The sequence below is a fragment of the Spirillospora sp. NPDC029432 genome, from assembly GCF_040703975.1.
Lineage (GTDB): Bacteria > Actinomycetota > Actinomycetes > Streptosporangiales > Streptosporangiaceae > Spirillospora.
In genome coordinates this window covers 1-21,329 of the sequence record NZ_JBEZWH010000030.1, presented here as the reverse complement: position 1 = coordinate 21,329, position 21,329 = coordinate 1, and the positions used below count along the sequence as shown (strand labels likewise).

The following is a 21,329-nucleotide window of genomic DNA, read 5'->3' as shown; positions in this document are numbered from 1 at the left end:
GCAAGCCTAACCTATCTGCACGAGTCAAGGAGGTCCACGGATGAGCGAGGCGAGCGAAGCGGCAGCGCCCCGGCGGCCCACCGCCGGCGAGCGGGCGCGGACGCTGTCCTACGGCGTCGCGGACGGCGTGCTGGCCGTGCCGGGCGTCCCGTACGCCGCGGTGCCCGCGCACGCCACCGACGCCGACGGCCGCCCGCTGCTGCTCCTGCCCGCCGAGTCGGCCGTGGTGTCGGCGCTGGCGGGCGAGCCCGACCTGCCCGCCACGCTGCGGATCTCCGACGTGGCGCCGGTGCCGCTGCCCGACCGGCTGCGCGGCCAGGCGTGGCTGCACGGCTGGATCACCGAGGTCCCCGAGGGCGAGCGCCGTGACGCCGCGCTGCGGATCTCCCGCCTGCACCCGCGCCCCGAACTGCTGGAGGCGGGCGCGGCCGACAGCGCCCGGCGGCGCTGGACGGTGCTGGCGCTGGAGGTCGCCGAGGTCGAGGTCAAGGACATGTGGGGCAGCGCCACGCTGGAGCCCGAGGAGTACGCGGCGGGCGTCCCCGACCCGCTGGTGGCCATCGAGTCCGGCATCCTGTCCCATCTCGACGAGTGCCACCGCGACGAGCTGGTCGTGATGCTGCGCCGGCTGGACGGCGCGTCCCACGTCCCCGCCGCGCGGGCGGGACGGGACACGGTCGTGCGCCCGCTCGCCCTCGACAGGTACGGGATGTGGCTACGATGCTCCGGAACGGAGCGGACGGACGCCGCCCCCGTCGATCTGCGCGTGGTCTTCGGAGAGCCGGTCAGTGATATCCACGGTCTGCGGTGCGTGTACCGGCGGCTGTTCGCGGGGGTGTCCCACTAGATTCCGGGGCACTTGGCCGGGTTATCCCGGATGTCGGGGACCTGGTCCGTGAGCCATGCTCGGGGCTCCGGCCGCGTGCCGTTCCGCGACCGGGCCCGCGCCGACCGCCGCGGGCGCTTCCAGCGGGGTGGGGCGCCCGGGGCACGCTCCAACCGGCACGGACCCCGGCGGCGGAACGGCCCGACCGGCCGGTGGTCCGGCGCCGCGGACGCGACAGGGGGGCCGCGGCCCGGGCCACTGGCGGGAATTGGCCCTGTCCGATCCCTCTTTGGGACCGCAGGCTGGATGCATGAACCACGACCACGGCTCCCGCCGCCACCAGCAGACCCGCGCCGTCCACCCGAACGTGAACACCCCCGCCGGCAGCCGCCCGATCGGGGTGCCGATCCACCAGGGCCACATCTTCGCCTTCGAGGGCGCCGAGGAGATGGCCGCCGCGTTCCACGGGCCGCGCTCGGCGTACTTCTACGGGCGCTTCGCCAACCCGACCGTCCGCTCCCTTGAGGAGGCCGTCGCCGACATGGAGGGCGGTACGGCGGCGATCGCGGCCGCGTCCGGGATGGGCGCGATCAACGCCGTGCTGATGGGCCTGCTGCGGTCCGGCGACCACGTCATCGCCCAGTCCTGCCTGTACGGCGGCACGTTCGCGCTGCTCGCCGACCTGGCCGAGCGCTGGGGCGTCGAGGTCACCCACGTGTCCGGGGACGACCCCGAGGAGGTGCGGGCGGCGCTGCGCCCGCGGACCCGGCTGCTCTACCTGGAGACGATCGCCAACCCGACCACGCAGGTCGCCGACCTGCCCGGCCTCATCGCCGCGGCCCGCGAGCACGGCGTGACGGCGGTCGTCGACAACACGTTCGCGCCGACGCTGTGCCGCCCCATCGAGCACGGCGCCGACATCGTCGTCCACTCGGCCACCAAGTACATCGGCGGGCACGCCGACATCCTCGGCGGCATGGCCGTCTTCGCGGACGAGGCGACCTATCAGCGGGTCTGGAAGCACTCCATCGAGCTGGGCGCGGCGGCCGACCCGTTCGCCGCCTGGCTGGCGCTGCGCGGCTTCGCCACGCTCCCCATGCGCGTCGAGCGGCAGAGCGCGACGGCCCTCGAACTGGCCCGCCGGCTGGAGGCGCACCCGGCCGTCGCCCGCGCTGCCCACCCCGGCCTGCCCAGCCACCCGCAGCACGAGCGCGCGCAGCGGCTGCTGCCCGCGGGCGGCGGCGGGGTGCTGTCGTTCGACCTCGAAGGCGGCCGGGAGGCGGGCCGGATCTTCACCGACTCGGTCGAGCTGATGCATCTGGCCGCCTCACTCGGCGACGTGTCGACGCTCGTCATGCATCCCGCGAGCACGTCCCACCGGCAGCTCGACGCGGCCGCGCTGGAGGCGGCCGGGATCGGCGCGGGCACCGTCCGCATCGCCGTCGGCCTGGAGCACCCCGACGATCTGTGGCAGGACGTCGAGCAGGCGCTCGCCAAGGCCGCCGGCTAGCCGGCTGCCGGACGCCTAGAGGTAGAAGCCCGTCGCGGACGACGGCGCCTCCTGCGCGGACGGGGCCTTCTCGCCCTTGCGGAGGGCGACCAGCTCGGCGAGGGTGGCGCCGTCGGGGCCGATCTCGGCACCGTCCGGGCCGGGCTCGGCGCCGTCCAGCCAGGCGAGCGACTCGCTCCGGGTGAGCGGGCCGACCTCGATCTGCGCCAGGCAGCGGCCGGGGCGGACGATCGCCGGGTGCAGCCGGGTCAGGTCCTCGTTGGTGGTGATCGCCACCAGCACGTCCCGGCCCTGCCCCAGCATGCCGTCGGTGAGGTTGAGCAGCCGGGACAGCCCCTGGCCGGTCGACTGCTTGGCCTCGCCGCGGATCAGCTCGTCGCAGTCCTCCAGGATGAGCAGCCGCCAGCGGCGCTCCTCGTCGTCCTCCTCGCCGACCGCGACCTCCATGAGGTAGCTGGGCGTCCCGAACAGCGCCTCCGGGTCCAGTACGCAGTCGGACTGGCACCAGGAGCCCCACGAGCGCGCCAGCGCGCGCAGGGCGGTCGTCTTGCCCGTCCCCGGCGGGCCGTGCAGGAGCAGCAGCCGGCCCGCGACCTCGTCGCGGGTCAGGCCCATGACGCGGTCGAGGGCCTCGGCGACCGGGGCGGTGTAGTTGCGCCGGATGTCGGACCAGGAATCGGCCGAGATCGCCCGTTCGGTACGGACCGGGCCGTGCGGCCCCATGTGCCAGAAGCCCATCTCGACGTGGGTGTCGTCGGTCTTGGGCGGCTCGGTGGCGTCCTTGACGCACGACTCCAGGACGCTCTCGGCCAGCTCGTCGGTGACCGCCGACACCGCGACGTAGGCGGCGCCGTTCTTCCACCGGTTGGTGAGCAGCGTCCAGCCGTCGCCCTCGGCCAGCACCGACTCCTTGCCGCGCTCGTGCGCGACGCGGGTCAGCCGCGCCCCCTCGGGGCGCAGCGGCGCGTCCGGCTTCACGTGCTCCAGCCGCGCCGACCGCGACCAGGGCTGCTCGCCGGACGCGAACGGCCGCAGCGACAGCACGTCCATCACGTCGGCGGGCGAGTTGTTGTCGCTCAAGTTGAACACCACCGGCAGGGCGGCGTCGGGGCCCTCGTCCGGCGGCTCGACGAGATGCAGGATCTCCTGAGGCCTCTCTCGCGACACGGTCATGGCATCGATGATCAGGCGCGTCCGCCCGGAGCGTCCACCGAATTAACCGTCCGTTCCGCGGTTCTTGCGGGCCTCGAGCTCCTTGCGGTCCAGCTCCTCGGCCTCCTCGGGCGTGGGGGCCGTCCCGCCGAGGTAGGCGGGCTGCCACCAGCGGTCGGCTCCGGTGGGCAGCTCGGGGTACTCGCGCTGCGCCTTCTCCAGCAGCTCCGACATCTGGGCGTGCAGGTCGCGGGTCACCTGGTCGTAGTCGTCGCCGCGCTTGGGGTACATCGGCTCGCCGACCAGGATCGTGACCGGGACGCCGCGCTGCAGCAGCCGGCGCTTGCGGCCCTTGGTCCACATCCGCTGCGGGCCCCACAGCGTGATCGGGATCAGCGGCACGTCGGCGGCCACCGCCATCCGGACCGCGCCGCTCTTGATGTCCTTGACCGTGAACGAGCGGCTGATCGTCGCCTCGGCGAACACCCCGATGATCTCGCCGGACTTCAGCGCGGTCAGCGCGGCCTTGTACGAGGCGGCGCCCGCGTTCCGGTCCACCGGGATGTGGTGCATCCCACGCATCAGCGGCCCGGCGATCCGGTTGTCGAAGATCTCCTTCTTCGCCATGAACCGCACCAGCCGGCCGGCCGGGTGGGCGGCCAGCCCGGCGAAGATGAAGTCGAGGTAGCTGACGTGGTTGCTGACGAGCACCGCGCCACCGGTACGGGGGATGCGGTCGGTCCCTTCAAGGCGGAACTTGATGTTCAGCGCTTTGAAGAGCCCCTGGGCCGCCTTGATCACCGGTGGATACACGATTTCCGACATGGATGCACGGTACCGGACCGCGGCCCGCGGGCCGGGCCGGAGCCGCCCGACCCGGCGAACGATCGCGCGGCGGCCCCCAACTCTGAGATGGTGGTGCCGAGTGATCTGAATGTTCCGGTGAAGGGGGATGAGCATGGAACCGTTGGACGCGGCGGCGGACGTGCACGCGCTCATCCGGGACCTGCTGCCGGTGGTGGCGCCCAGCGCCTGGTTCGACCACGGGACCTCCGAGGTGGTGCTCCCGGTGGGGCGGTCGGAGGCGCGCGCCTCCACGTGGACGGCCTTGGAACGGTGCGCGCGCGAGCCGCGCGAGACGTGGCCGGGCGTGGTGGACGAGTGGGTCCGGGAGGTCGGCCAGCGCGCGTTCCTGGCGGTCGGCGAGATGGAGCTGTTCGGGGACGTGCGGGAGCTGCTGCGGCTGCGCATCGTGCCCAAGCTCGCGCCGCGCGACCGCGAGGGCCTGGTGGTGGTCCCGGCCGGCGACCACTTCGACGCGATGGTGATGATCGAGCACCCGCGCTACGGGGGACCGCTCACCAAGGCCAGGGCGGGCCTGCTGGGGCTGCGCAAGCTCGGCTACGTGATGACGAACACCCATGACCGCGAGCTGGCCGACGTGTCGGTGCGCGACCAGCCGCTGCTGCCCGGCCGGGACGTCCGGGTGGTCACCAAGCCCGGCAGCCGCTACGTGTCGGCGCTGCTCAGCGAGGTCGAGCAGTTCCTGCCCGGCCCCAACCGGCACGGCGCCCTGGTCGGCGTCCCGTGCCACAGCACGCTGCTGCTGTACCCGATCACCTCCACAGCGGTGCTGGAGGTGCTGCCGGTCTTCGCCGACGTCGTCAAGGAGATGCACGCCGACGCCGACGACCCGTGCGCGCCCGGTGTCTACTGGAGCCACGGCGAGCGCCGCCTCACCCCGCTGTCGGGGGCCCCGGACACCCCGGCGCCCGGCGAGTTCGCCTCGCTGCTGATGCGCCTCCCCGACTTCCCTTACTGAGCGGGCCCCTGGCGGGGGCGGTTCAGGGGAGCTTCCAGTCGATCGGGGTGGCGCCCTGCTGCTGGAGCAGCTGGTTGGCGCGGCTGAACGGGCGGGAGCCGAAGAACCCGCGGTCGGCCGACATCGGGCTCGGGTGCGCGGACTCGATGCACGGCACACCGGGCATGAGCGGCTTGAGGTCGCGGGCGTTGCGGCCCCACAGAATCGCCACCAGGGGCCGGCCGCGGGCCGCGAGGGCGCGGATGGCCTGCTCGGTGACCTCCTCCCAGCCCTTGCCGCGGTGCGAGTTGGGCTTGCCCGGCATCACGGTGAGGGACCTGTTGAGCAGGCAGACGCCCTGCCCCGTCCACGGCGACAGGTCGCCGTTGGACGGCTGGGGGAGGCCGAGGTCGGAGCCGTACTCGCGGAAGATGTTGACCAGGCTTCCGGGCAGCGGCCGGACGTCCGGCGCGACCGAGAAGCTGAGGCCGACCGGGTGGCCCGGGGTCGGGTACGGGTCCTGGCCGACGATCAGCACCCGGACGTCGTCGAAGGGATGGGTGAAGGCGCGCAGGATGTCGCCGCCCGCGGGGAGGTAGCGGCGCCCCGCCGCGACCTCGGCGCGCAGGAAGTCGCCCATGGCCGAGATCCGGCCGGCCACGGGGTCGAGGGCCTTGGCCCAGCCCGCGTCGACGATCTCCGAGAGTGGTCGTCCCGTCATGGCGGACAACCCTAATGCCGGGGTACGACGGCCGCTTCCGGAACCCGTCTTGATCGTGTGAGTGAAGTTATCTGACCACAACAGGTCGGAAGGTCGTGTTGCTCCGGAGGCGCCCGAGACCTCCCAGTTGAACGCGGTGAAAACTCCAGTTAAGTCGGCGTTACTTCATTTCTGACCGCATTGACGTACCGCGCGGTATTTCATAACTCCTAGAGGGGTAGGCCGGCGCAGGGCACTTGAGACGGGACGAGTATGAGCCAGCTGACGACCGTTGACGCCACCTTCCTCAACGCGGAGACGAGCACCACGCACGCGCACATCGCGGGCCTGGGCGTGCTCGACCCCGCGACCTGCCCCGGCGGGCGGCTGACCGTCGCCGCCGTGGCGCGGCTCGTCCGCGAGCGCGCCCATCTGGCGGCGCTGCCCCTCCGGCAGCGCCTCGCCCAGGTGCCACTGGGCCTCGACGTCCCGTACTGGGAGGACGATCCACACTTCGATCCCGAACGGCACATATTCGAGATCGGCCTGCCCGCACCAGGAAACGCCGCCCAGCTCAGCGAGGCGGTCGCGATGCTGCACGAGCGCCCCCTCGACCGCGACCGCCCGCTCTGGGAGATCGCCCTCATCCAGGGTCTGGAGGGCGGCCGCTGCGCCGTGTACGTCAAGGCCCACCACGCCGCGATCGACGGCGTCCTCGCCGCCGAGACGCTCGCCGCGCTGCTCGACCTGTCGCCCGAGCCGCGCGAGCTGCCCGCCGACGACGCCGCGCCGCAGCGCGCCCCGGGCGCGCTCAGCATGTTCAGCACCGGGCTGCTCAAGGCCGCCACGCACCCGCTGCGCAGCGCCCTGTCGGTGGCCCGCACCGCCCCGCACCTGGACGAGATCCCCGGCGTCATGCAACTGCCCGGCGCCGGCCTCGTCTCGCACGCGGTGCAGGGCGTGCTGCGCCGCGACGGCGGCCCCCGCGTCCCCCGGGTGAGCGCGCCGCCCACCTCGTTCAACCAGCCGATCGGCCGGCGCCGCGCGGTCGCGTACGGCGAGCTGGACCTGGCCGACGTCAAGGAGATCCGCACCGCGCTCGGCGGCAGCGTCAACGACGTCGTGATGGCGCTGTGCGCGACCGCGCTGCGGCAGTGGCTGGACAAGCGCGGCGAGCTGCCGGACGGCCCGCTGGTCGCGGGCGTGCCGGTGTCGCTGCGCAAGGACGGCCGGGAGAACGACCCCGGCAACCAGGTCTCGATCATGACGGCCCCGCTGGCCACCCATCTCGCCGACCCGGCCGAGCGGTACGCCGCCGTACGCCGGGACATGGAGCTGGGCAAGCGGCGGTTCGCGGCGGGCTCGGGCGCCTGGCTGCGGGAGCTGACCGGGCTGATGCCCGCGCCGCTGATGGGCCCGCTGGCCCGGATGGCGATGAGCGTCGTGCCGAGCCTGGACCTGCGGCCGATGAACCTCATCATCTCCAACGTGCCCGGCCCGCAGTTCCCGCTCTACCTCAGCGGCGCCCGGGTGCTCGGCTACTACCCGATCTCGGTGATCACCGACATCAGCGGCGGGCTCAACATCACCGTGTTCTCCTACGACGGCAAGGTGGACATCGGCATCGTCGCCTGCCGCGACCTGGTCCCGAACCCGTCCGAGCTGATCGACCACCTCACCGACGCGCTGGACGAGCTCAGGGCGCTCGCCCGGGAGTGACCCCCAGGACCCGCCGGTGCCGCCAGGCCAGCCTCAGCGCGGCGGCACCGGCAGGCTGCATCGGGGCGGGGACCGTACCGTCGAACGCGGCGGTACGGACCCGCCCCTCGGCGTTCTCCCGCACCAGTCCGCCGAAGAACTCGCCGAACGCCGCGTCCTCGAACACCGCGACCGTCAGCAGGTCCACCGCGAGCGTCAGCGGATCCACACCCAGCCCGAGGCAGCGCACCCGCACCCGCCCGTCCCGGCGGGCCGCGGTCAGCTCCCGGTGGAACGGCCACGCCTCCTGGTCGAAGCCGGGCGGGTAGTCCTCGTCCGCGCCCAGCAGCTCCTCATGGAACTCCCGGACCACGCACCGCCATGGATCGAGATCCCCCTCCGCCCCCTCCAGCGGCTGGAAGACCCCGACCGGCATCACCTGGTGCAGCCCGCCCGCGTGCGCGACCTTCTCCGGATCCCGCCAGTGCAGCACGTACGTTCCGGACTCGGTGACGGTCAGCGTCGTGATGGCGAGCAGCGCCGTCCGGCGGGACAGGTCGCACGGATCGCCGATCCGCCGCCGCAGCGGCAGCCCCGGCGTCCCGGCGGCCAGCTCGTGCGCGACGGCCTCGCCGACGTTGACCCCGTCGAAGTACCGCGCGGGCCCGAACGACAGCGACCCCTTCGCGAGGTCCGCGTCCAGCAGCCGGTAGCTGGGCCGGTCCTCGAACACCCTCGGCCGCGCGAGCCCGGCCATCGCCTCGGCGTACGTCCGGTACCCGGGCGGCAGCCCCTCGGACGGATCCGCGACGGCCGGGGGAGCGGGCCGGGCGTTCCAGCCGACCCGTACGTCCTCCAGCGGCAGCGGCGCGTCGGGGACCCACTCGTCCCGCACCAGCAGCGGCGTCCCCTCCACCCGCGCCAGGCCGGGGTAGTGCGTCCCCGCGACCTCTCCCAGCGCCGCCCGTTCCGCGGTGAGGCGGGCACGTGCTTCTCGCCACGAAACGGGGTCGACCGAACCAGCCATTTCAGTCCTCGCATATCGTCGATACACGTGCGTGACGATCGACCTTCCCCCGCCCCAGCCCCCGAGACCGGCGCCCCCCTGAAGGCCAAGGCCCCCGCGATCGCCTGGGTACTGTGGTCGGTCGGCATCCTCGCCTACGTCGTCGCCATCCTGCACCGCACCTCGTTCGGTGTCGCCGGCCTGGACGCCGCCGACCGGTTCGGCGCGTCCGGCGGCATCCTGGCCTCGTTCACCGTGCTGCAGCTGCTCGTGTACGCCGGGCTGCAGATCCCCGTCGGGCTGCTGCTCGACCGGCTCGGGCCGCGCGTGATGGTCGCCGGCGGCGCGCTGCTCATGGCCGCCGGGCAGGCGCTGCTGGCGTTCTCCACCGACATGGCCGGCGCCGTGGCGGCCCGGATCATGGTCGGCGCGGGCGACGCCATGACGTTCATCAGCGTGCTCAGCGTGGTCACCCGGTGGTTCCCCGCCCGGCAGGTGCCGGTGGTGACGCAGCTCACCGGGCTGCTCGGCCAGCTCGGCCAGGTGCTCAGCGCGGTGCCGCTGGTGGCGCTGCTGCACGGCCCCGGCTGGACGCCCGCGTTCGCGTCGGCCGCCTCGCTCGGCGTCCTCGTCGGGGTGCTCGCGATGGCCTTCCTCCGGAACGGTCCACCCGGCACGATCCGTACCGGCACGGCGTCCCTGCGGGAGGTCGGCGGCGACCTGCTCGCCTGCTGGCGGCACCCCGGCACCCGGCTCGGGCTGTGGACGCACTTCGTCACCCAGTTCTCCGCGAACACGTTCGCGCTGATGTGGGGCTTCCCGTACCTCGTCTCCGGCCACGGCCTCTCCGCCGGCGCCGCCAGCACGCTGATCACCGTGTTCGTGCTCGCCACCATGGTCTCCGGCCCGCTCGTCGGCCGGCTGGTGGCCCGCCACCCGCTGCGCCGCTCCTGGCTCGTCCTCGGCATCGTCGCCATCATGATCACCGCCTGGACGGCGGTGCTGGCGGTGCCGCCGCCCGCGCCGCACTGGCTGCTGTTCGTCCTGGTGCTCTGCGTGGCGCTGGGCGGCCCCGGCTCCATGATCGGGTTCGACTTCGCCCGGACGTTCAACCCGCCGTCCCGCCAGGGCACCGCGACCGGCATCGTGAACTGCGGCGGGTTCGTCGCCGCCCTCGTCTCGATCCTGCTGATCGGGCTGGTGCTGGACGCGATGTCGCCCGGCGGCGACTTCACCCCCGAGGCGTTCCGCGCCGCCTGGACCGTCCAGGCCCTCATGTGGGCCATCGGCCTGGCGGGCGTCTTCCGGACGAGGAGGCTCGCCCGGCGCCGCATGGCGGAGGACGGGATCGAGATCCCGCCCCTGCGGGTGTTCTCCCGGGGTTCCGGCACCGGACCCCAGGCGGGACGGGCGCGCCCCTTCGCTCGCAGGACTCGCGAAGGGACGCGCTCGTCCCGGTGAGGGGCTGGCGGGGCCCCCACGCCCCCTGCCTGGGGGCTCCGCCCCCTCGTCCCCCGTCTCTGGCGCCCCCGGCGCGGGGCGGGGTCAGGCGGCCGGGCGCAGCTCCAGGGTGCAGCACTTGGGGCCGCCGCCGGCCTTGCGGAGTTCGGAGAGGTCGACCGGCACGGGGGTGTAGCCGTGCGCGTCCAGGGTCGCGATCAGGCCGGTGGCCTCGGCGTTGACGACGACGTTGCGGCCGTCGCTGACGGCGTTGAGGCCGAGCACCGCCGCGTCCGCCTCGCCGGCGAGGAGCGCGTCCGGGAAGAGCCGCTCCAGCACGGCGCGGCTGCCCGGCGAGAAGGCGCCCGGGTAGTACGCGACGTTGCCGCCGTCGAGCGGGAACAGCGCGGTGTCCAGGTGGTAGAAGCGCGGGTCGACCAGGCGGAGCGTCACCACGGGGCGGCCGAGGAACTCCTGGGCCTCCTGGTGGGCGGCCAGGTCGGTACGGAAGCCGGTGCCGGCCAGGATGACGTGGTCGAGGGTCAGGAAGTCGCCCTCGCCCTCGTTGGTGTGGAGCCCTTCGAGGGTGTCGGTGAAGCCGTCGCCGCGCAGCCACTCCATGTACGCGGGCCCTTCGGCGGCGCGCTCGGGGTGGGTGAAGCGGGCGCCGTACACCCGGCCGCCGACCACGAGCGCGCCGTTGGCCGCGAAGACCATGTCCGGCAGCCCGGGGATCGGGTCGATCAGGCTGACCTCGTGGCCGAGCCCGAGGTACGCGGCGCGCAGCGCCTCCCACTGCTCGACGGCCCGCGCGGCGTCCGCGCCGGCGCCGGGGTCCATCCACGGGTTGATCGCGTACGTGACGGCGAAGTGCTCCGGGCGGCACATCAGGTAGCGCCGCCGCAAGGCGGTCCGGACGGGCCGGGCGGCGGGCTCCAGAGCCGGCGACACGGTCATGCGGTCTCCTGTTGTTCGATGATCGATCGATGGCCGACGATCGAAATCCTAGGAGCCCGCGGGGCGGTTCAGCAGCCGTGCGGCATTGCGCTGACCTGGTGTTTCATTGCTTTCCCGGCCGCGGGACGGCGATTCGTTGCGCGGTCCCGCGACCGGCCGGAAAGCGTGCGGGTCACAGATTGATCATGTGGCCCGCGAGGCCGTGGACGGCCTCCTTCATGGCCTCGCCCAGGGTCGGGTGGGCGTGCACGTTGCGGGACACCTCGTGGACGGTCAGGTCCCACTGCTGGGCCAGGGTCAGCTCGGGCAGCAGCTCGGTGACCTCGGGGCCGATCATGTGCGCGCCGAGGATCTCGCCGTACTTGGCGTCGCTGATCACCTTGACGAAGCCCTCGCCCTCGCCCATGCCCAGCGCCTTGCCGTTGGCGCTGTACGGGAACTTGGCGACCTTGACGTCGAAGCCCTGCTCCTTGGCCTGCGCCTCGGTCCAGCCGAAGCTGGCGACCTGCGGCTGGCAGTACGTGGCGCGCGGGATCATCACGTAGTCGAGTTCCATCGTCTCGGCGTCGGCGATGGTCTCGGCGGCGACGATGCCCATGGCCTCGGCCGCGTGCGCCAGCATCAGCTTGGCGGTCACGTCGCCGATGGCGTAGATATGCGGGACGGACGTGCGGCAGCGGCCGTCGACGTCGATGGCGCCGCGGTCGGTGAGCCGGACGCCGGTCTTCTCCAGCCCGTACCCCTCGACGTTCGGCTGGAAGCCGATCGCCTGCAGGACCTTGTCGGCCTCCAGCACCTGCTGGTTGCCGTCCTTGCCGGTCACGGTGACCTTGACCTTGGGGCCGGAGTCGTCGATCGCGTCGACGCGGGTGGAGGTCAGGACGTCCACGCCGAGCTTGCGGTACCGCTTGGCCAGCTCCTTGGACACGTCGGCGTCCTCGTTGGGCACCATCCGGTCCAGGAACTCGACGATCGTCACCTTGACGCCGTAGTTGTGCAGCACGTACGCGAACTCGACGCCGATGGCGCCGGCGCCCGCGATGACGATGCTCTCCGGCAGGTCGGAGCTGAGGATCTGCTCCTCGTACGTCACGACCCGCTCCGACAGGGAGGTCCCCGGCAGCAGCTTGGTGTGCGCGCCCGCGGCGATGATGCAGCTGTCGAACGTCACCGTCTCGGTGGCGCCGTCGGCCTTGGCCACCTGGAGGGTGTTGGGGTCGGTGAACGTGCCGCGCCCGTCGAAGGTGGTGATCTTGTTCTTCTTCATGAGGAACTGGACGCCCTTGACGAGCTTCTCCGAGACCTCGCGGCTGCGCTGGAACGCCTTGCCGTAGTCGAAGGAGACCGGCCCCTCGGCCTTGATCCCGTACTTGTCCGCCTCGTGGGCGAAGATGTGGGCCAGCTCCGCGTTGCGCAGCAGGGCCTTGGAGGGGATGCAGCCCACGTTCAGGCAGACCCCGCCCCAGTAGCGCTCCTCGATGATCGCCGTCTTCAGCCCGAGCTGTGCCGACCGGATCGCGGCGACATATCCACCCGGGCCCGAGCCCAGGACCACGACGTCAAAATGATTGCTCATTCTTAGGACGATATTCCGCGGCGGGCGGTGTTCGCATCCCGACCTGCCCCGTTCCGGCCGCGCCCGCCGCGGGCGCCGGGACACGTTCGGTGACTGAATGACCGCGATTGAGGCTTCTTCGTAACATGCTGTTATGATTTTGTAGGTGCCCGCGTGACGGCGATGGTGTAGGTCGCACGCTGTGGCGCGGAACTCAACCCGTCCAGGAACATGCGCAGCCCGCGGTGTCGTTCATGCAGAGCCGGGCAAGGCAGAGCACGCGCCGGATGGAGCACGCCCCGGCCCCGGCGCGCCGGCGACCCCGACGAGACCCCTTCGGCCGGGCCGTGGCGTACGCCCGAGTATGCCCGCGCCCGGAGCCGGCCCGAGTCGGCCGAACAAGAGAATGTGGGAGGAATGGCGAGTGAGGATCCCCAAGCGCGTCAACACCGTCCTGGACCGGGCGGAGCGGCACGCCGGACCTCTGCTGGTGGTGATCGCGCTGGTCGCCGCCGCGGTGGCCGCGATGTGGGTGCCGCTGCTCGCCGGCTTCATCCTCGGGGCCGCCGCCGGCGGCTTCTACGTCCATCTGCGGATGAGCAAGCGGATCGCGCGGGCGCGCCGCGAGGTCGACGACCTGCTCCGGGAGAACGGCTCGCTGCGGCACCGCAACACCGTCCTCGCCAGCGGCGTCATCACCCGGGAGGCGCAGGTGACGCAGGCCCTCGTCGCGATCCCCGAGGTCGAGCCCAATGAGGACCCGCAGCGCACGCAGGCCCTCCCCGCGCTCTTCGACGAGCAGGACGAGCAGGACGGGCGGGACGGGGACGACGGGGACGCGGACGACGACGGGTCCGAGCCCGCGGAGACCGCCGCCCTGGCCGAGATCCGCCGGGCGCGGAAGGCGTCCTAGGAAGGCGTCCTGAGAGGCGTCCTGGCCGTACGCGATCGATGGTGTTCTTGGTGATTTCCTGACGAATTGATCGCCGATACCGTCCTCCCCGTCCGGATCCTCCGCGTTAGGTTCCGATCTCCACGGGGACAGGTACGGGCATGTCGTTGAAGGACGCGGACGCCGAGCCCGGCACCCAGAGCCCGCCGCCGGAGGCGGTGCGCAAGGCCGTGATCGCCTCGGCGATGGGCAACTGCATCGAGTGGTTCGACTTCGGCGTGTTCAGCGCCGGCGTGATCACCTCGATCGTCGGGACCGTGTTCTTCCCGCCGGACGAGGGCGGCAGCGCCACGCTCCGCTCGTTCGCGCTGATCGCGGCGGCGTTCGTGGCGCGCCCGTTCGGCGGGATGTTCTTCGGCCCGCTGGGCGACCGGATCGGGCGCAAGCGGGTGCTCGCGACCACGATCATCCTGATGTCGGGCTCCACGTTCGTCATCGGCATCCTGCCCGGCTACGCGACGATCGGGATGGCGGCGCCGCTGGCGCTGCTGGCCGTACGGCTCGTGCAGGGCTTCTCCACCGGCGGCGAGTACGGCGGCGCGGCGACGATGATCGCCGAGTACGCCCCCACGAAGAGACGCGGCTTCTACGGCAGCTTCCTCGAACTCGGCACGCTCTCCGGCTACGTCGCCGGCGCCGGGCTGGTCCTCGGCATGCACGTGCTGGTCGGGGACGAGGCCATGCACTCCTGGGGCTGGCGGATCCCGTTCCTGATCGCGCTGCCGCTGGGCATCGTCGGGCTGTACGTGCGGACCCGGATCGAGGACACGCCCACGTTCCAGAAGATGGAGCAGGCCGGCGAGATCTCCCAGGCGCCGCTGCGGGAGACGCTGCTGAACGCCTGGCCGATGATCGTCAAGCTCATCTGCATCGTCTTCCTGCTGAACATCGCCGACTACACGCTGCTGACGTTCATGCCGTCGTACCTGACGGCCTATCTCGACGTGCCCGAGGTCCAGGCGCAGCTCATCACGATCGCGGTGGAGCTGGCGATGATCGCCGTGATCGTCCCGCTGGGGGCGCTGTCGGACCGGATCGGCCGCAAACCGCTGCTGATCACGGCCGCGATCGGCTTCGTGCTGCTGAGCTGGCCGGCGTTCGCGTTCATGCAGACCAACCACGGGCTCGGCGTCGCGGCCGGCTACGCCATGATCGGCGGGCTGCTGGTGCTGATGCTGGCGGTGATCGGGTCGACGTTCCCGGCGATGTTCCCGAGCAAGGTCCGGTACGGGGCGTTCGCGATCGGCTACAACATCTCCACCTCGCTGTTCGGCGGGACGTGCGCCGTGCTGGTGGGCTGGCTGATCAAGGAGACCGGGAGCAACTACGTGCCGGCGTACTACCTCATGCTGGCGGGCGTGGTGGCGATCGGCCCGCTGCTGGTCATCCCGGAGACCGCGGGCGTGCCCATCGAGGAGGCCGGGAACGAGAACGCCCCGGAGCCCGTGGGCTCCGGGGCGGCCGGGAAAGCTTGATCAGCGGCGCGCGAACCGCTTGCGGGACCAGGCGGCCAGAGCGGCCGATATAGCCAGGCCCGCGCCGGTCTCGAGCAGCAGTGCGGTCCATACGAAGGTCACTCTGGTTCCTCCCCTCGAGGGTGTGCCGGACCCTGTCTCCGGGCCCGATCTTCACAACATCCATGATGCGGCCGGACATTTCCCCTGTAGCCCCATCCGGCACGTGACCTTCGTCACGTACCACCCCATTGACCTGGGGTTAAACCAGGCTTTTCGCAAAATCGCTGGTCATCGGCCTGTCGAGCGCACCCGGGGAGGCGTTCGATCATGTGTTCGATTAGAGTGGGTGCGTGGAGCACGTGCCCTTCCTCTGCCCCCGGGGCCATCGGCTGGCGCCGGGACGCGTCATCGTCGGCTGGTCGCCCTGCGCGTGCCCGCCCTGCGCCGGGCGCGGCCGCGGGCTGCGCGGGCACCGCACCTACCTGTGCCTGAGCTGCAAGGACGAGCACGTGACCACGATGTGCTACGAGCCGTACCACATCCCGATGCGCGGGGCCGCGTACCGCTGGCCGTGAGGCCCGCGGCCGGTAGCCTCGCCGGGTGTTCCGTACATCGAGCCGGCTCGCCGACGGCCGGGAGATCATCTACTTCGACGGGAAGCCGGGCCGCGTACCGGTGCCCGACCCCCGCGGCCTGCCGGCCGCGGAACCGCTCTGCGAGGTCCGCCGCGACCCGCTCACCGGCGACCACGTGACCGTCACCGCGCACCGCAACGCCCGCACGTTCCTCCCGCCGCCGGACCAGTGCCCGCTGTGCCCGGGCGGCCCGGCCTCGGAGATCCCCGACGCGGCGTACGACGTCGTGGCGTTCGAGAACCGCTTCCCGTCGTTCTCCTCCCGTACGGCGGGCGTGCCTCCGACCATTGACGGGCAGGAGCTCTTCCCGCGCGCGCCCGGCCGCGGCCGCTGCGAGGTCGTGTGCTTCACCGACGACCACGACGCGTCGCTCGCCGGCCTGCCGGTGGCGCGCGTCCGCACGGTCGTCGAGGCGTGGGCCGACCGCACCGCCGACCTGTCGGCCAGGGCGGACGTCGCGCAGGTCTTCGTGTTCGAGAACCGCGGGGTGGAGATCGGGGTGACGCTCCACCATCCGCACGGCCAGATCTACGGCTACCCGTTCGTGACACCGCGGACCGAACGGATGCTCGCGATGGCCGCCGCCCACTCCGGCGACCTCTTCGCGGACGTCCTGGCCGCCGAACGGGACGCCGGGACGCGCGTCGTCCAGCGGGGCGAGCACTGGACGGCGTTCGTCCCGGCCGCCGCCCGCTGGCCCGTCGAGGTGCACCTCATGCCGCACCGCCACGTACCGGACCTCCCCGCCCTCACCGCCGCCGAACGGGACGAGCTGGCCGTCCTCTACCGCGACCTGCTCCGCCGCTGCGACGCCCTGTACGGCACGCCGCTGCCGTACGTGGCGGGCTGGCACCAGGCGCCGGCGGGGGAGGGGCGCGACCTGATCCGGCTGCATCTCCAGCTGCTCTCCGTCCGCCGCGCCCCCGGAAAGATCAAGTATCTGGCGGGCTCCGAGTCCGGCATGGCCGCCTGGATCAACGACGTGCCGCCCGAGCGGATCGCCGAACGGCTCCGCGAAGTGGCGCCCCATTTGCCATAACGGGAGAGGTCGGTGGTGTTACGGCATACCAGGCACGGTCAGGGTTAAAGGAGACCACCGGACATGCCTGGCAAAGGAGGGCATCAGGATGGCTCACGGACTCACGGCCCTGGGGGACCTTTCGTGCCGCGCCACCGCGATCGACCTCGGAAGCGCCATGGTGCGCATGTACGTGGACGGACGCGGCCTCGTGGCCAGCCAGCCGTCCGCCATCGCCCGCGAGCTCGGCACCGGCCGGCTGCTCGCCACCGGGACCGCGGCGCTGGCGCTGGCGAACCGCGAGCACGGCGTCCGGCTCGTCCAGCCGATCCGCGACGGCGTGCCCGCCGAGGCCGAGGAGACCGAGGACCTCCTGCGCCACCTGCTGCGCACCCACCACCGGCGCCGCTACATGGCCAAACCGCGGATGGCGATCACGGTGCCGAGCCAGATCAGCCAGGTCCAGCTGGGCGCCGTCCGGCTCGCCGCGTTCGGCGCGGGCGCCCGCCGCCTCACCCTCGTCCCGGTCCCGATCGCCGCCGCGGCCGGCGCGGGCCTGCCCGACCGCGGCGAGGACGTCGCGATCGTCGCCGACATCGGCGCGCACGTCACCGACGTCGGCGTCGTCATGGGCGGCGAGCTGCTCACCGGGCACACCGCCCGGGTCGGCGGCACCACCATGGACAAGGCCATCGCCGCGCACGTGCGCCGCGAGTACGGCCTCATCATCGCGCCGCTCACCGCCGAGACCGTCAAGCTCGCCGTCGGCGCGGCCGTCCCGCCCGACGGGGACGTGCGGACGGTCGTCCACGGCAAGGACCGCGACACCGACCTGCCCCGCACGGCCGAGGTGTCGGCCGCCGGCATCCACGACGCCATCGCCCCGGCCCTGGACGCCATCGTCCGCGCGGTCCGCACCGCGATCGCCGGCTCGCCGCCGGAGATGGCCGGCCACTTCTTCTCGTCCGGCATCACGCTCACCGGCGGCGCCGCCCGCCTGCCCGGCCTCGCCGCCGTCATCCGCGACGGCACCGGCCTGCGCGCCCGCGTGGCCGAGAACGCCGCCGAGGCCACCGTCCGCGGCGCCGCGACCCTGCTCCGCCCCATCCGCGGCTACGAGTCCAACCGCCTCCCACCCCTGGGCCACCGCCACACCCTCGTCCACTGACCCCGGAGGCCCCGGAGCACGGCTGCGCGCCCGACCGGCGATCGAGATCGTCCGGCCGGGCGCGCGGGAGTTGCGGCGGGTCAGCGGTGGTACTGCTGGCGGACCTCGTGGGCGGTTGCTGGGCGGTCCAGGAAGAGGAGCGTGTCCATCCGGCAGTTGCAGGGGTTCTGCTCCCGCGTGTTCTGCGGGAAGCTGCCGCCGATCTTGATGCCGCGCGGGTCGGACGCGGTGGTCGCATCGGGCTCGGGCTCGCCCTCCAGAGCCCACGGGTCGTCGGTGCGGGTGTAGAAGCCGTCCAGCGGCCTCCCGTTCTTGTAGAGGGCCATCGTGCCGTCGTCGAAGTCGAACGTCGCGGCCAGGTGGACCCACTCGCCCTGCGGCAGGATGCTCTGCCAGTCCTGGCTCGCGGCGAACGTCTGCGAATTGCCGCCGTCGAGGCGGCGGCCGAGCGCGACCACCTTCAGCTCGCCGTTCACGTTGATGAGCTCCAGCAGGGCCCGGACGTCGTGGCCGTTGGAGTTGCCGGTCAGGACGCCCGCTAGGCCGATGGCGTTGAACCTGTCGTCCGGGTCCGCGGTGTTGGAGTTCGGGCTGGGGTTGGTGCCGGTCATCTTGAACCAGCCCATGATCGTGGCACCGCGGGCTGCGTTGTACGCGCGCAGCGACGGCACGCCGGTGGGCGAGTAGATGCCCGTCTTCCAGTCGTCGTTGCCCGCCAGGTTCGGGTTGACCTGGCCGAGCTGGAGCGCGCGCCCGCTCCTGTGGTGGGCGCGGTCCTGGACGCGCATCGCGGCGCCCCCGTTGACCAGGTCGATGTCGGTGCCGGACCGGCCGAGGTCGCGCTCCTTGGCCGGGTTCCCCCGTACGGGGCTGTCGAAGTTGTAATAGGCCACGACGCTGCGCTTGAGCGAGGGGACGACGTCCGGCCCGCCGTGGGCGGAGGCCGGGGCGGCGGCGAGCGAGGCGCCGACCACGGCGGCCGCCAGCACGGCCGGAACGCGGCGGATGATCATCTTGGGCTCCCTTGGGAGGCCCCGGGCGGGCGACGGGAGGCGCGCCCGCCCGGGGCGGGTTCGGCGGGTCAGGAGGCGCGGGTTCCGGTGACGGTCAGGTCGCGCAGCCGGCCGATGTTGTCGAACGAGCCGAAGCCCGCCCGGCCGGACGTGAACGTCCTGTCCACGGCCGTCATCAGCGGCTTCGTCGAGCCGTCCAGGTAGACGCCGATCTCGCCGGTGTCCGCGCAGTGCCGCACCTCGACGCCGTGCCACTTCGCGTCGGTGACGGCGGGCGGCGCGCCCGCGGGCATCTCACGGTTGCCGTTCCACTGCCCGTCGATGCGCAGCCGGTCGGCGTTGTCCACCTTGAAGATCCCGTTGTGCGGGTAGATCGTGTTGTCGGTCGACAGGTGGGCGTAGTAGTACTCGGCGTCCGACTTGTAGCCGAACACGATGATCACATCGCGGTTGGTCACCTCGACCGGGGTGTCCAGCCTGACCTCGGCCCTGATCCGGGACGAGCCCAGCTCCGGGCCCTTCTTCAGGACGGCGTACTCGAACGGGCGGCGCGGCCCCGGCCGGGCCTCGCCCGCCTCGGCGAGCACGACCTCGCCGTTCTCGAAGCGCCACTTGGACGGCGTCACCGGCGCCCAGTCCCCGGCATCCGTCGCGCCGTTGACGCGTACGGGGGAGGTCTTGCAGTCGGCGAAGGCGCGGGTGCCGACGACCTTCCAGATCTTGCCGTTGGCCTTGGCGATCAGGTACGGCTCGCCCTTGGCGTCCTGCCCGATCCGCAGGTCGACGCGGTTGTCGCCGGCGAGCTGCTTCATCGTGACCGGGTTGCCGGCGGTGTCGTACACGCTGAGCTGGTGGATCTGCGCGCGCTTCTTGCCGGCGGGGTCGCGCCGCATCTCGCGCTCCTCGGTGTAGAGGAGCCGGCCGTCGACGATGTCGGTGAACACGTACTTGCCGCGCAGCGCGGGCAGCCTCCCGCCCCGGTAGACGTAGCCGCCGGAGATGGCGTGGCCGCTGTCGCTGGTGCAGGAGTGGCCGGGCGGGCGGTCGTGGTCGTACGCCGCGACCGGGTACTCGTAGCCGTACTTCGCGTCGTCGGCGGGCAGCGGGTACAGGTAGCAGCGGTCGTTCTTGTCGAACCGGAACGCGCCCTCGCGCTCGCTCCAGCCGAGGTTGCTGCCGGGCGAGATCTGGTGGATCGACTCGATGGCGTGCTCGCCGATGTGCGCCAGGAACATCCGCTTGGAGCCCTTGGTGTCCCAGCTGAAGCGGTGCGGGTCGCGCATGCCGTACGCGTAGATCTCGCCGACCTTGCCGGCCTGCCCGGCGAACGGGTTGTCGGCCGGGATGCCGTACTTCCCGTTGGCGCTGTCGTTCCCCGCCGGGTCGATCCGGAGGATCTTGCCCTGCGGGACGCCGAGGTTCTGCGGGTCGCCGCCGTTGTCGCCGACGTTGCCGTTGCCGCCGTCGCCGACCGTCACGTAGAGCTTGCCGTAGTCGGCGGTGCCGCGCTTGGCGTTGGGGTTGAAGTCGATCTGCTGGATGCCGTGGATGCGGCCGGAGAACCCGATGCGCAGCAGCTCGCGGCGGGTGCCCTCGAAGGCGTCGGCGGACGGGTCGGCGGCCGTCCACTCGTTGACGATGCCGTGGTACGCGGTCCTCGGCTGCGGCGTCAGGTCGGGCTTCTTGGTCTTGAGGGCCTCGCCCGCCTCGACGTGCACCGTGTAGAACTTGCCGTTCCTCCGGTAGTCGGGGTGGAACGTGACAAAGCCGAAGCCCTGGCCGAGCCCCTGCGCGGAGAAGAAGTCCGGAGCGAACGTCGCGCCGACGTCCAGGTAGGTCTTCTGCTCCTTGGTCCTCTTGTCCAGGAGGTACAGCCTGCCGTTCAGGTCGGGGACGGCCAGCCGCCCGGACCCGTCGGGCATCTCTCTGACGTAGTTGATGCGGTTGTGCCGCTTCAGCCGCGGGTCGGTGACCAGATCGGCCGGGGTCGGCGTGGACGCGGGGAGCTGGGCGACCTCTTCCACGACGAGGCCCAGCCCCGCCGGGGCGGGGTCGTCCGGGATCGGATCTTTGATCGGGCCGTCGTCACGGGCGGTGGCGGGCGGTACCGCCACCAGCGACGCGAGGAGGGCGAGGATCGTCGGTAGGGACCATCTCAGCTTGGTCATTCCGGCCGTCCAAGGGGGGTGGGGACGAGAAGAGCTGATGTAGAAAGCGCTTTCTGGAAGCGCTTTCCCGAACGTACGAGGAACCTCCTGACCCGTCAAGAACGAATTCTCCTGAGAATCGCGTCGCCCGCCGTGGCGACCGTGGCGACGGCGAGCCCGACCGGCGCCGCCGCAGCGAACCCGGCCAGCGTCAGCCCGAGCGCCACCGCCGCCCCCGGCGCCCACAGCCACGTCGCCACGTACCGCCCGCCGGTCGCCGCGTCCGGCGCCGCC

Annotated in this window: 18 protein-coding genes; 10 read left to right on the top strand and 8 right to left on the bottom strand. The window is 72.3% G+C overall.

Going from position 1 to position 21,329, the window contains the following annotated elements; translation table 11 throughout:
* Window positions 1-40 precede the first annotated feature (40 nt).
* Window positions 41-847 carry a DUF2470 domain-containing protein gene (locus AB0881_RS23105; protein ID WP_366619720.1) on the top strand — a complete coding sequence of 269 codons (807 nt, stop codon included), beginning with the start codon at window positions 41-43 and terminating at the stop codon, window positions 845-847.
* A 289-nt stretch (window positions 848-1,136) separates the two neighbouring features.
* On the top strand, window positions 1,137-2,336 hold the full coding sequence (locus tag AB0881_RS23100; protein WP_366619718.1) for an aminotransferase class I/II-fold pyridoxal phosphate-dependent enzyme: 1,200 nt from the start codon (window positions 1,137-1,139) through the stop codon (window positions 2,334-2,336).
* A 15-nt stretch (window positions 2,337-2,351) separates the two neighbouring features.
* Here AB0881_RS23100 and AB0881_RS23095 read toward each other — a convergent pair whose 3' ends face one another.
* Window positions 2,352-3,509, bottom strand: a complete 1,158-nt coding sequence (locus tag AB0881_RS23095) for a DUF5925 domain-containing protein (RefSeq protein ID WP_366619716.1) — start codon at window positions 3,507-3,509, stop codon at window positions 2,352-2,354.
* Between the two features lie 42 nt (window positions 3,510-3,551).
* Entirely contained in the window at window positions 3,552-4,313 is a 762-nt protein-coding gene (locus AB0881_RS23090; RefSeq protein ID WP_366619714.1) for a lysophospholipid acyltransferase family protein, read from the bottom strand.
* Between the two features lie 133 nt (window positions 4,314-4,446).
* Here AB0881_RS23090 and AB0881_RS23085 point away from each other — a divergent pair, with 133 nt between their 5' ends.
* On the top strand, window positions 4,447-5,310 hold the full coding sequence (locus AB0881_RS23085) for a hypothetical protein (RefSeq protein WP_366619712.1): 864 nt from the start codon (window positions 4,447-4,449) through the stop codon (window positions 5,308-5,310).
* A 22-nt stretch (window positions 5,311-5,332) separates the two neighbouring features.
* Here AB0881_RS23085 and AB0881_RS23080 read toward each other — a convergent pair whose 3' ends face one another.
* On the bottom strand, window positions 5,333-6,010 hold the full coding sequence (locus AB0881_RS23080) for a uracil-DNA glycosylase (RefSeq protein ID WP_366619710.1): 678 nt from the start codon (window positions 6,008-6,010) through the stop codon (window positions 5,333-5,335).
* Window positions 6,011-6,262: 252 nt separating this feature from the next.
* Between AB0881_RS23080 and AB0881_RS23075 the strand changes: the two genes are divergently transcribed.
* Complete coding sequence (locus tag AB0881_RS23075) at window positions 6,263-7,708, top strand: wax ester/triacylglycerol synthase family O-acyltransferase (RefSeq protein ID WP_366619708.1); 1,446 nt, start codon at window positions 6,263-6,265, stop codon at window positions 7,706-7,708.
* On the opposite strand, the gene AB0881_RS23070 is transcribed toward AB0881_RS23075, so the two are convergent.
* Entirely contained in the window at window positions 7,686-8,714 is a 1,029-nt protein-coding gene (locus AB0881_RS23070) for a hypothetical protein (RefSeq protein ID WP_366619707.1), read from the bottom strand. The two genes, AB0881_RS23075 and AB0881_RS23070, sit on opposite strands and share 23 nt — an antisense overlap.
* A gap of 27 nt (window positions 8,715-8,741) precedes the next feature.
* Here AB0881_RS23070 and AB0881_RS23065 point away from each other — a divergent pair, with 27 nt between their 5' ends.
* Window positions 8,742-10,154, top strand: a complete 1,413-nt coding sequence (locus AB0881_RS23065; protein ID WP_366619705.1) for an MFS transporter — start codon at window positions 8,742-8,744, stop codon at window positions 10,152-10,154.
* A gap of 84 nt (window positions 10,155-10,238) precedes the next feature.
* Here the strand turns inward: AB0881_RS23065 and ddaH are convergent, their stop codons facing one another.
* Window positions 10,239-11,090, bottom strand: coding sequence for a dimethylargininase (ddaH, locus tag AB0881_RS23060; RefSeq protein ID WP_366619703.1), 852 nt, complete (start codon window positions 11,088-11,090; stop codon window positions 10,239-10,241).
* Between the two features lie 172 nt (window positions 11,091-11,262).
* Window positions 11,263-12,666 (bottom strand): dihydrolipoyl dehydrogenase, encoded by a 1,404-nt coding sequence (gene lpdA / locus AB0881_RS23055; protein ID WP_366619701.1) that lies wholly within the window; start codon window positions 12,664-12,666, stop codon window positions 11,263-11,265.
* 403 nt (window positions 12,667-13,069) lie between these two features.
* On the opposite strand from lpdA, the gene AB0881_RS23050 reads away from it, so the two are divergent.
* From AB0881_RS23050 to AB0881_RS23030, 5 genes are all read left to right on the top strand, one after another.
* Complete coding sequence (locus AB0881_RS23050) at window positions 13,070-13,558, top strand: hypothetical protein (protein WP_366619699.1); 489 nt, start codon at window positions 13,070-13,072, stop codon at window positions 13,556-13,558.
* 140 nt (window positions 13,559-13,698) lie between these two features.
* Complete coding sequence (locus AB0881_RS23045; RefSeq protein WP_366619697.1) at window positions 13,699-15,072, top strand: MFS transporter; 1,374 nt, start codon at window positions 13,699-13,701, stop codon at window positions 15,070-15,072.
* Between the two features lie 332 nt (window positions 15,073-15,404).
* Window positions 15,405-15,629 carry a hypothetical protein gene (locus AB0881_RS23040; protein ID WP_366619695.1) on the top strand — a complete coding sequence of 75 codons (225 nt, stop codon included), beginning with the start codon at window positions 15,405-15,407 and terminating at the stop codon, window positions 15,627-15,629.
* Window positions 15,630-15,654: 25 nt separating this feature from the next.
* On the top strand, window positions 15,655-16,728 hold the full coding sequence (gene galT, locus AB0881_RS23035) for a galactose-1-phosphate uridylyltransferase (RefSeq protein ID WP_366619693.1): 1,074 nt from the start codon (window positions 15,655-15,657) through the stop codon (window positions 16,726-16,728).
* A gap of 88 nt (window positions 16,729-16,816) precedes the next feature.
* Window positions 16,817-17,875, top strand: coding sequence for a rod shape-determining protein (locus AB0881_RS23030; RefSeq protein WP_366619691.1), 1,059 nt, complete (start codon window positions 16,817-16,819; stop codon window positions 17,873-17,875).
* An 80-nt stretch (window positions 17,876-17,955) separates the two neighbouring features.
* Here the strand turns inward: AB0881_RS23030 and AB0881_RS23025 are convergent, their stop codons facing one another.
* Window positions 17,956-18,888 carry a LamG-like jellyroll fold domain-containing protein gene (locus tag AB0881_RS23025; RefSeq protein ID WP_366619689.1) on the bottom strand — a complete coding sequence of 311 codons (933 nt, stop codon included), beginning with the start codon at window positions 18,886-18,888 and terminating at the stop codon, window positions 17,956-17,958.
* Window positions 18,889-18,956: 68 nt separating this feature from the next.
* Window positions 18,957-21,056: a PQQ-dependent sugar dehydrogenase gene (locus tag AB0881_RS23020; RefSeq protein WP_366619687.1), complete on the bottom strand. Its 2,100-nt coding sequence runs from the start codon at window positions 21,054-21,056 to the stop codon at window positions 18,957-18,959.
* Window positions 21,057-21,329: the final 273 nt, after the last annotated feature.

Bases quoted from the DNA above. Each gene is read 5' to 3' on its own strand.
- AB0881_RS23105 (WP_366619720.1), top strand. From the start codon at position 41: ATGAGCGAGGCGAGCGAAGCGGCAGCGCCCCGGCGGCCCACCGCCGGC.
- AB0881_RS23100 (WP_366619718.1), top strand. From the start codon at position 1,137: ATGAACCACGACCACGGCTCCCGCCGCCACCAGCAGACCCGCGCCGTC.
- AB0881_RS23095 (WP_366619716.1), bottom strand. From the start codon at position 3,509: ATGACCGTGTCGCGAGAGAGGCCTCAGGAGATCCTGCATCTCGTCGAG.
- AB0881_RS23090 (WP_366619714.1), bottom strand. From the start codon at position 4,313: ATGTCGGAAATCGTGTATCCACCGGTGATCAAGGCGGCCCAGGGGCTC.
- AB0881_RS23085 (WP_366619712.1), top strand. From the start codon at position 4,447: ATGGAACCGTTGGACGCGGCGGCGGACGTGCACGCGCTCATCCGGGAC.
- AB0881_RS23080 (WP_366619710.1), bottom strand. From the start codon at position 6,010: ATGACGGGACGACCACTCTCGGAGATCGTCGACGCGGGCTGGGCCAAG.
- AB0881_RS23075 (WP_366619708.1), top strand. From the start codon at position 6,263: ATGAGCCAGCTGACGACCGTTGACGCCACCTTCCTCAACGCGGAGACG.
- AB0881_RS23070 (WP_366619707.1), bottom strand. From the start codon at position 8,714: ATGGCTGGTTCGGTCGACCCCGTTTCGTGGCGAGAAGCACGTGCCCGC.
- ddaH (WP_366619703.1), bottom strand. From the start codon at position 11,090: ATGACCGTGTCGCCGGCTCTGGAGCCCGCCGCCCGGCCCGTCCGGACC.
- lpdA (WP_366619701.1), bottom strand. From the start codon at position 12,666: ATGAGCAATCATTTTGACGTCGTGGTCCTGGGCTCGGGCCCGGGTGGA.
- AB0881_RS23045 (WP_366619697.1), top strand. From the start codon at position 13,699: ATGTCGTTGAAGGACGCGGACGCCGAGCCCGGCACCCAGAGCCCGCCG.
- AB0881_RS23030 (WP_366619691.1), top strand. From the start codon at position 16,817: ATGGCTCACGGACTCACGGCCCTGGGGGACCTTTCGTGCCGCGCCACC.
- AB0881_RS23025 (WP_366619689.1), bottom strand. From the start codon at position 18,888: ATGATCATCCGCCGCGTTCCGGCCGTGCTGGCGGCCGCCGTGGTCGGC.
- AB0881_RS23020 (WP_366619687.1), bottom strand. From the start codon at position 21,056: ATGACCAAGCTGAGATGGTCCCTACCGACGATCCTCGCCCTCCTCGCG.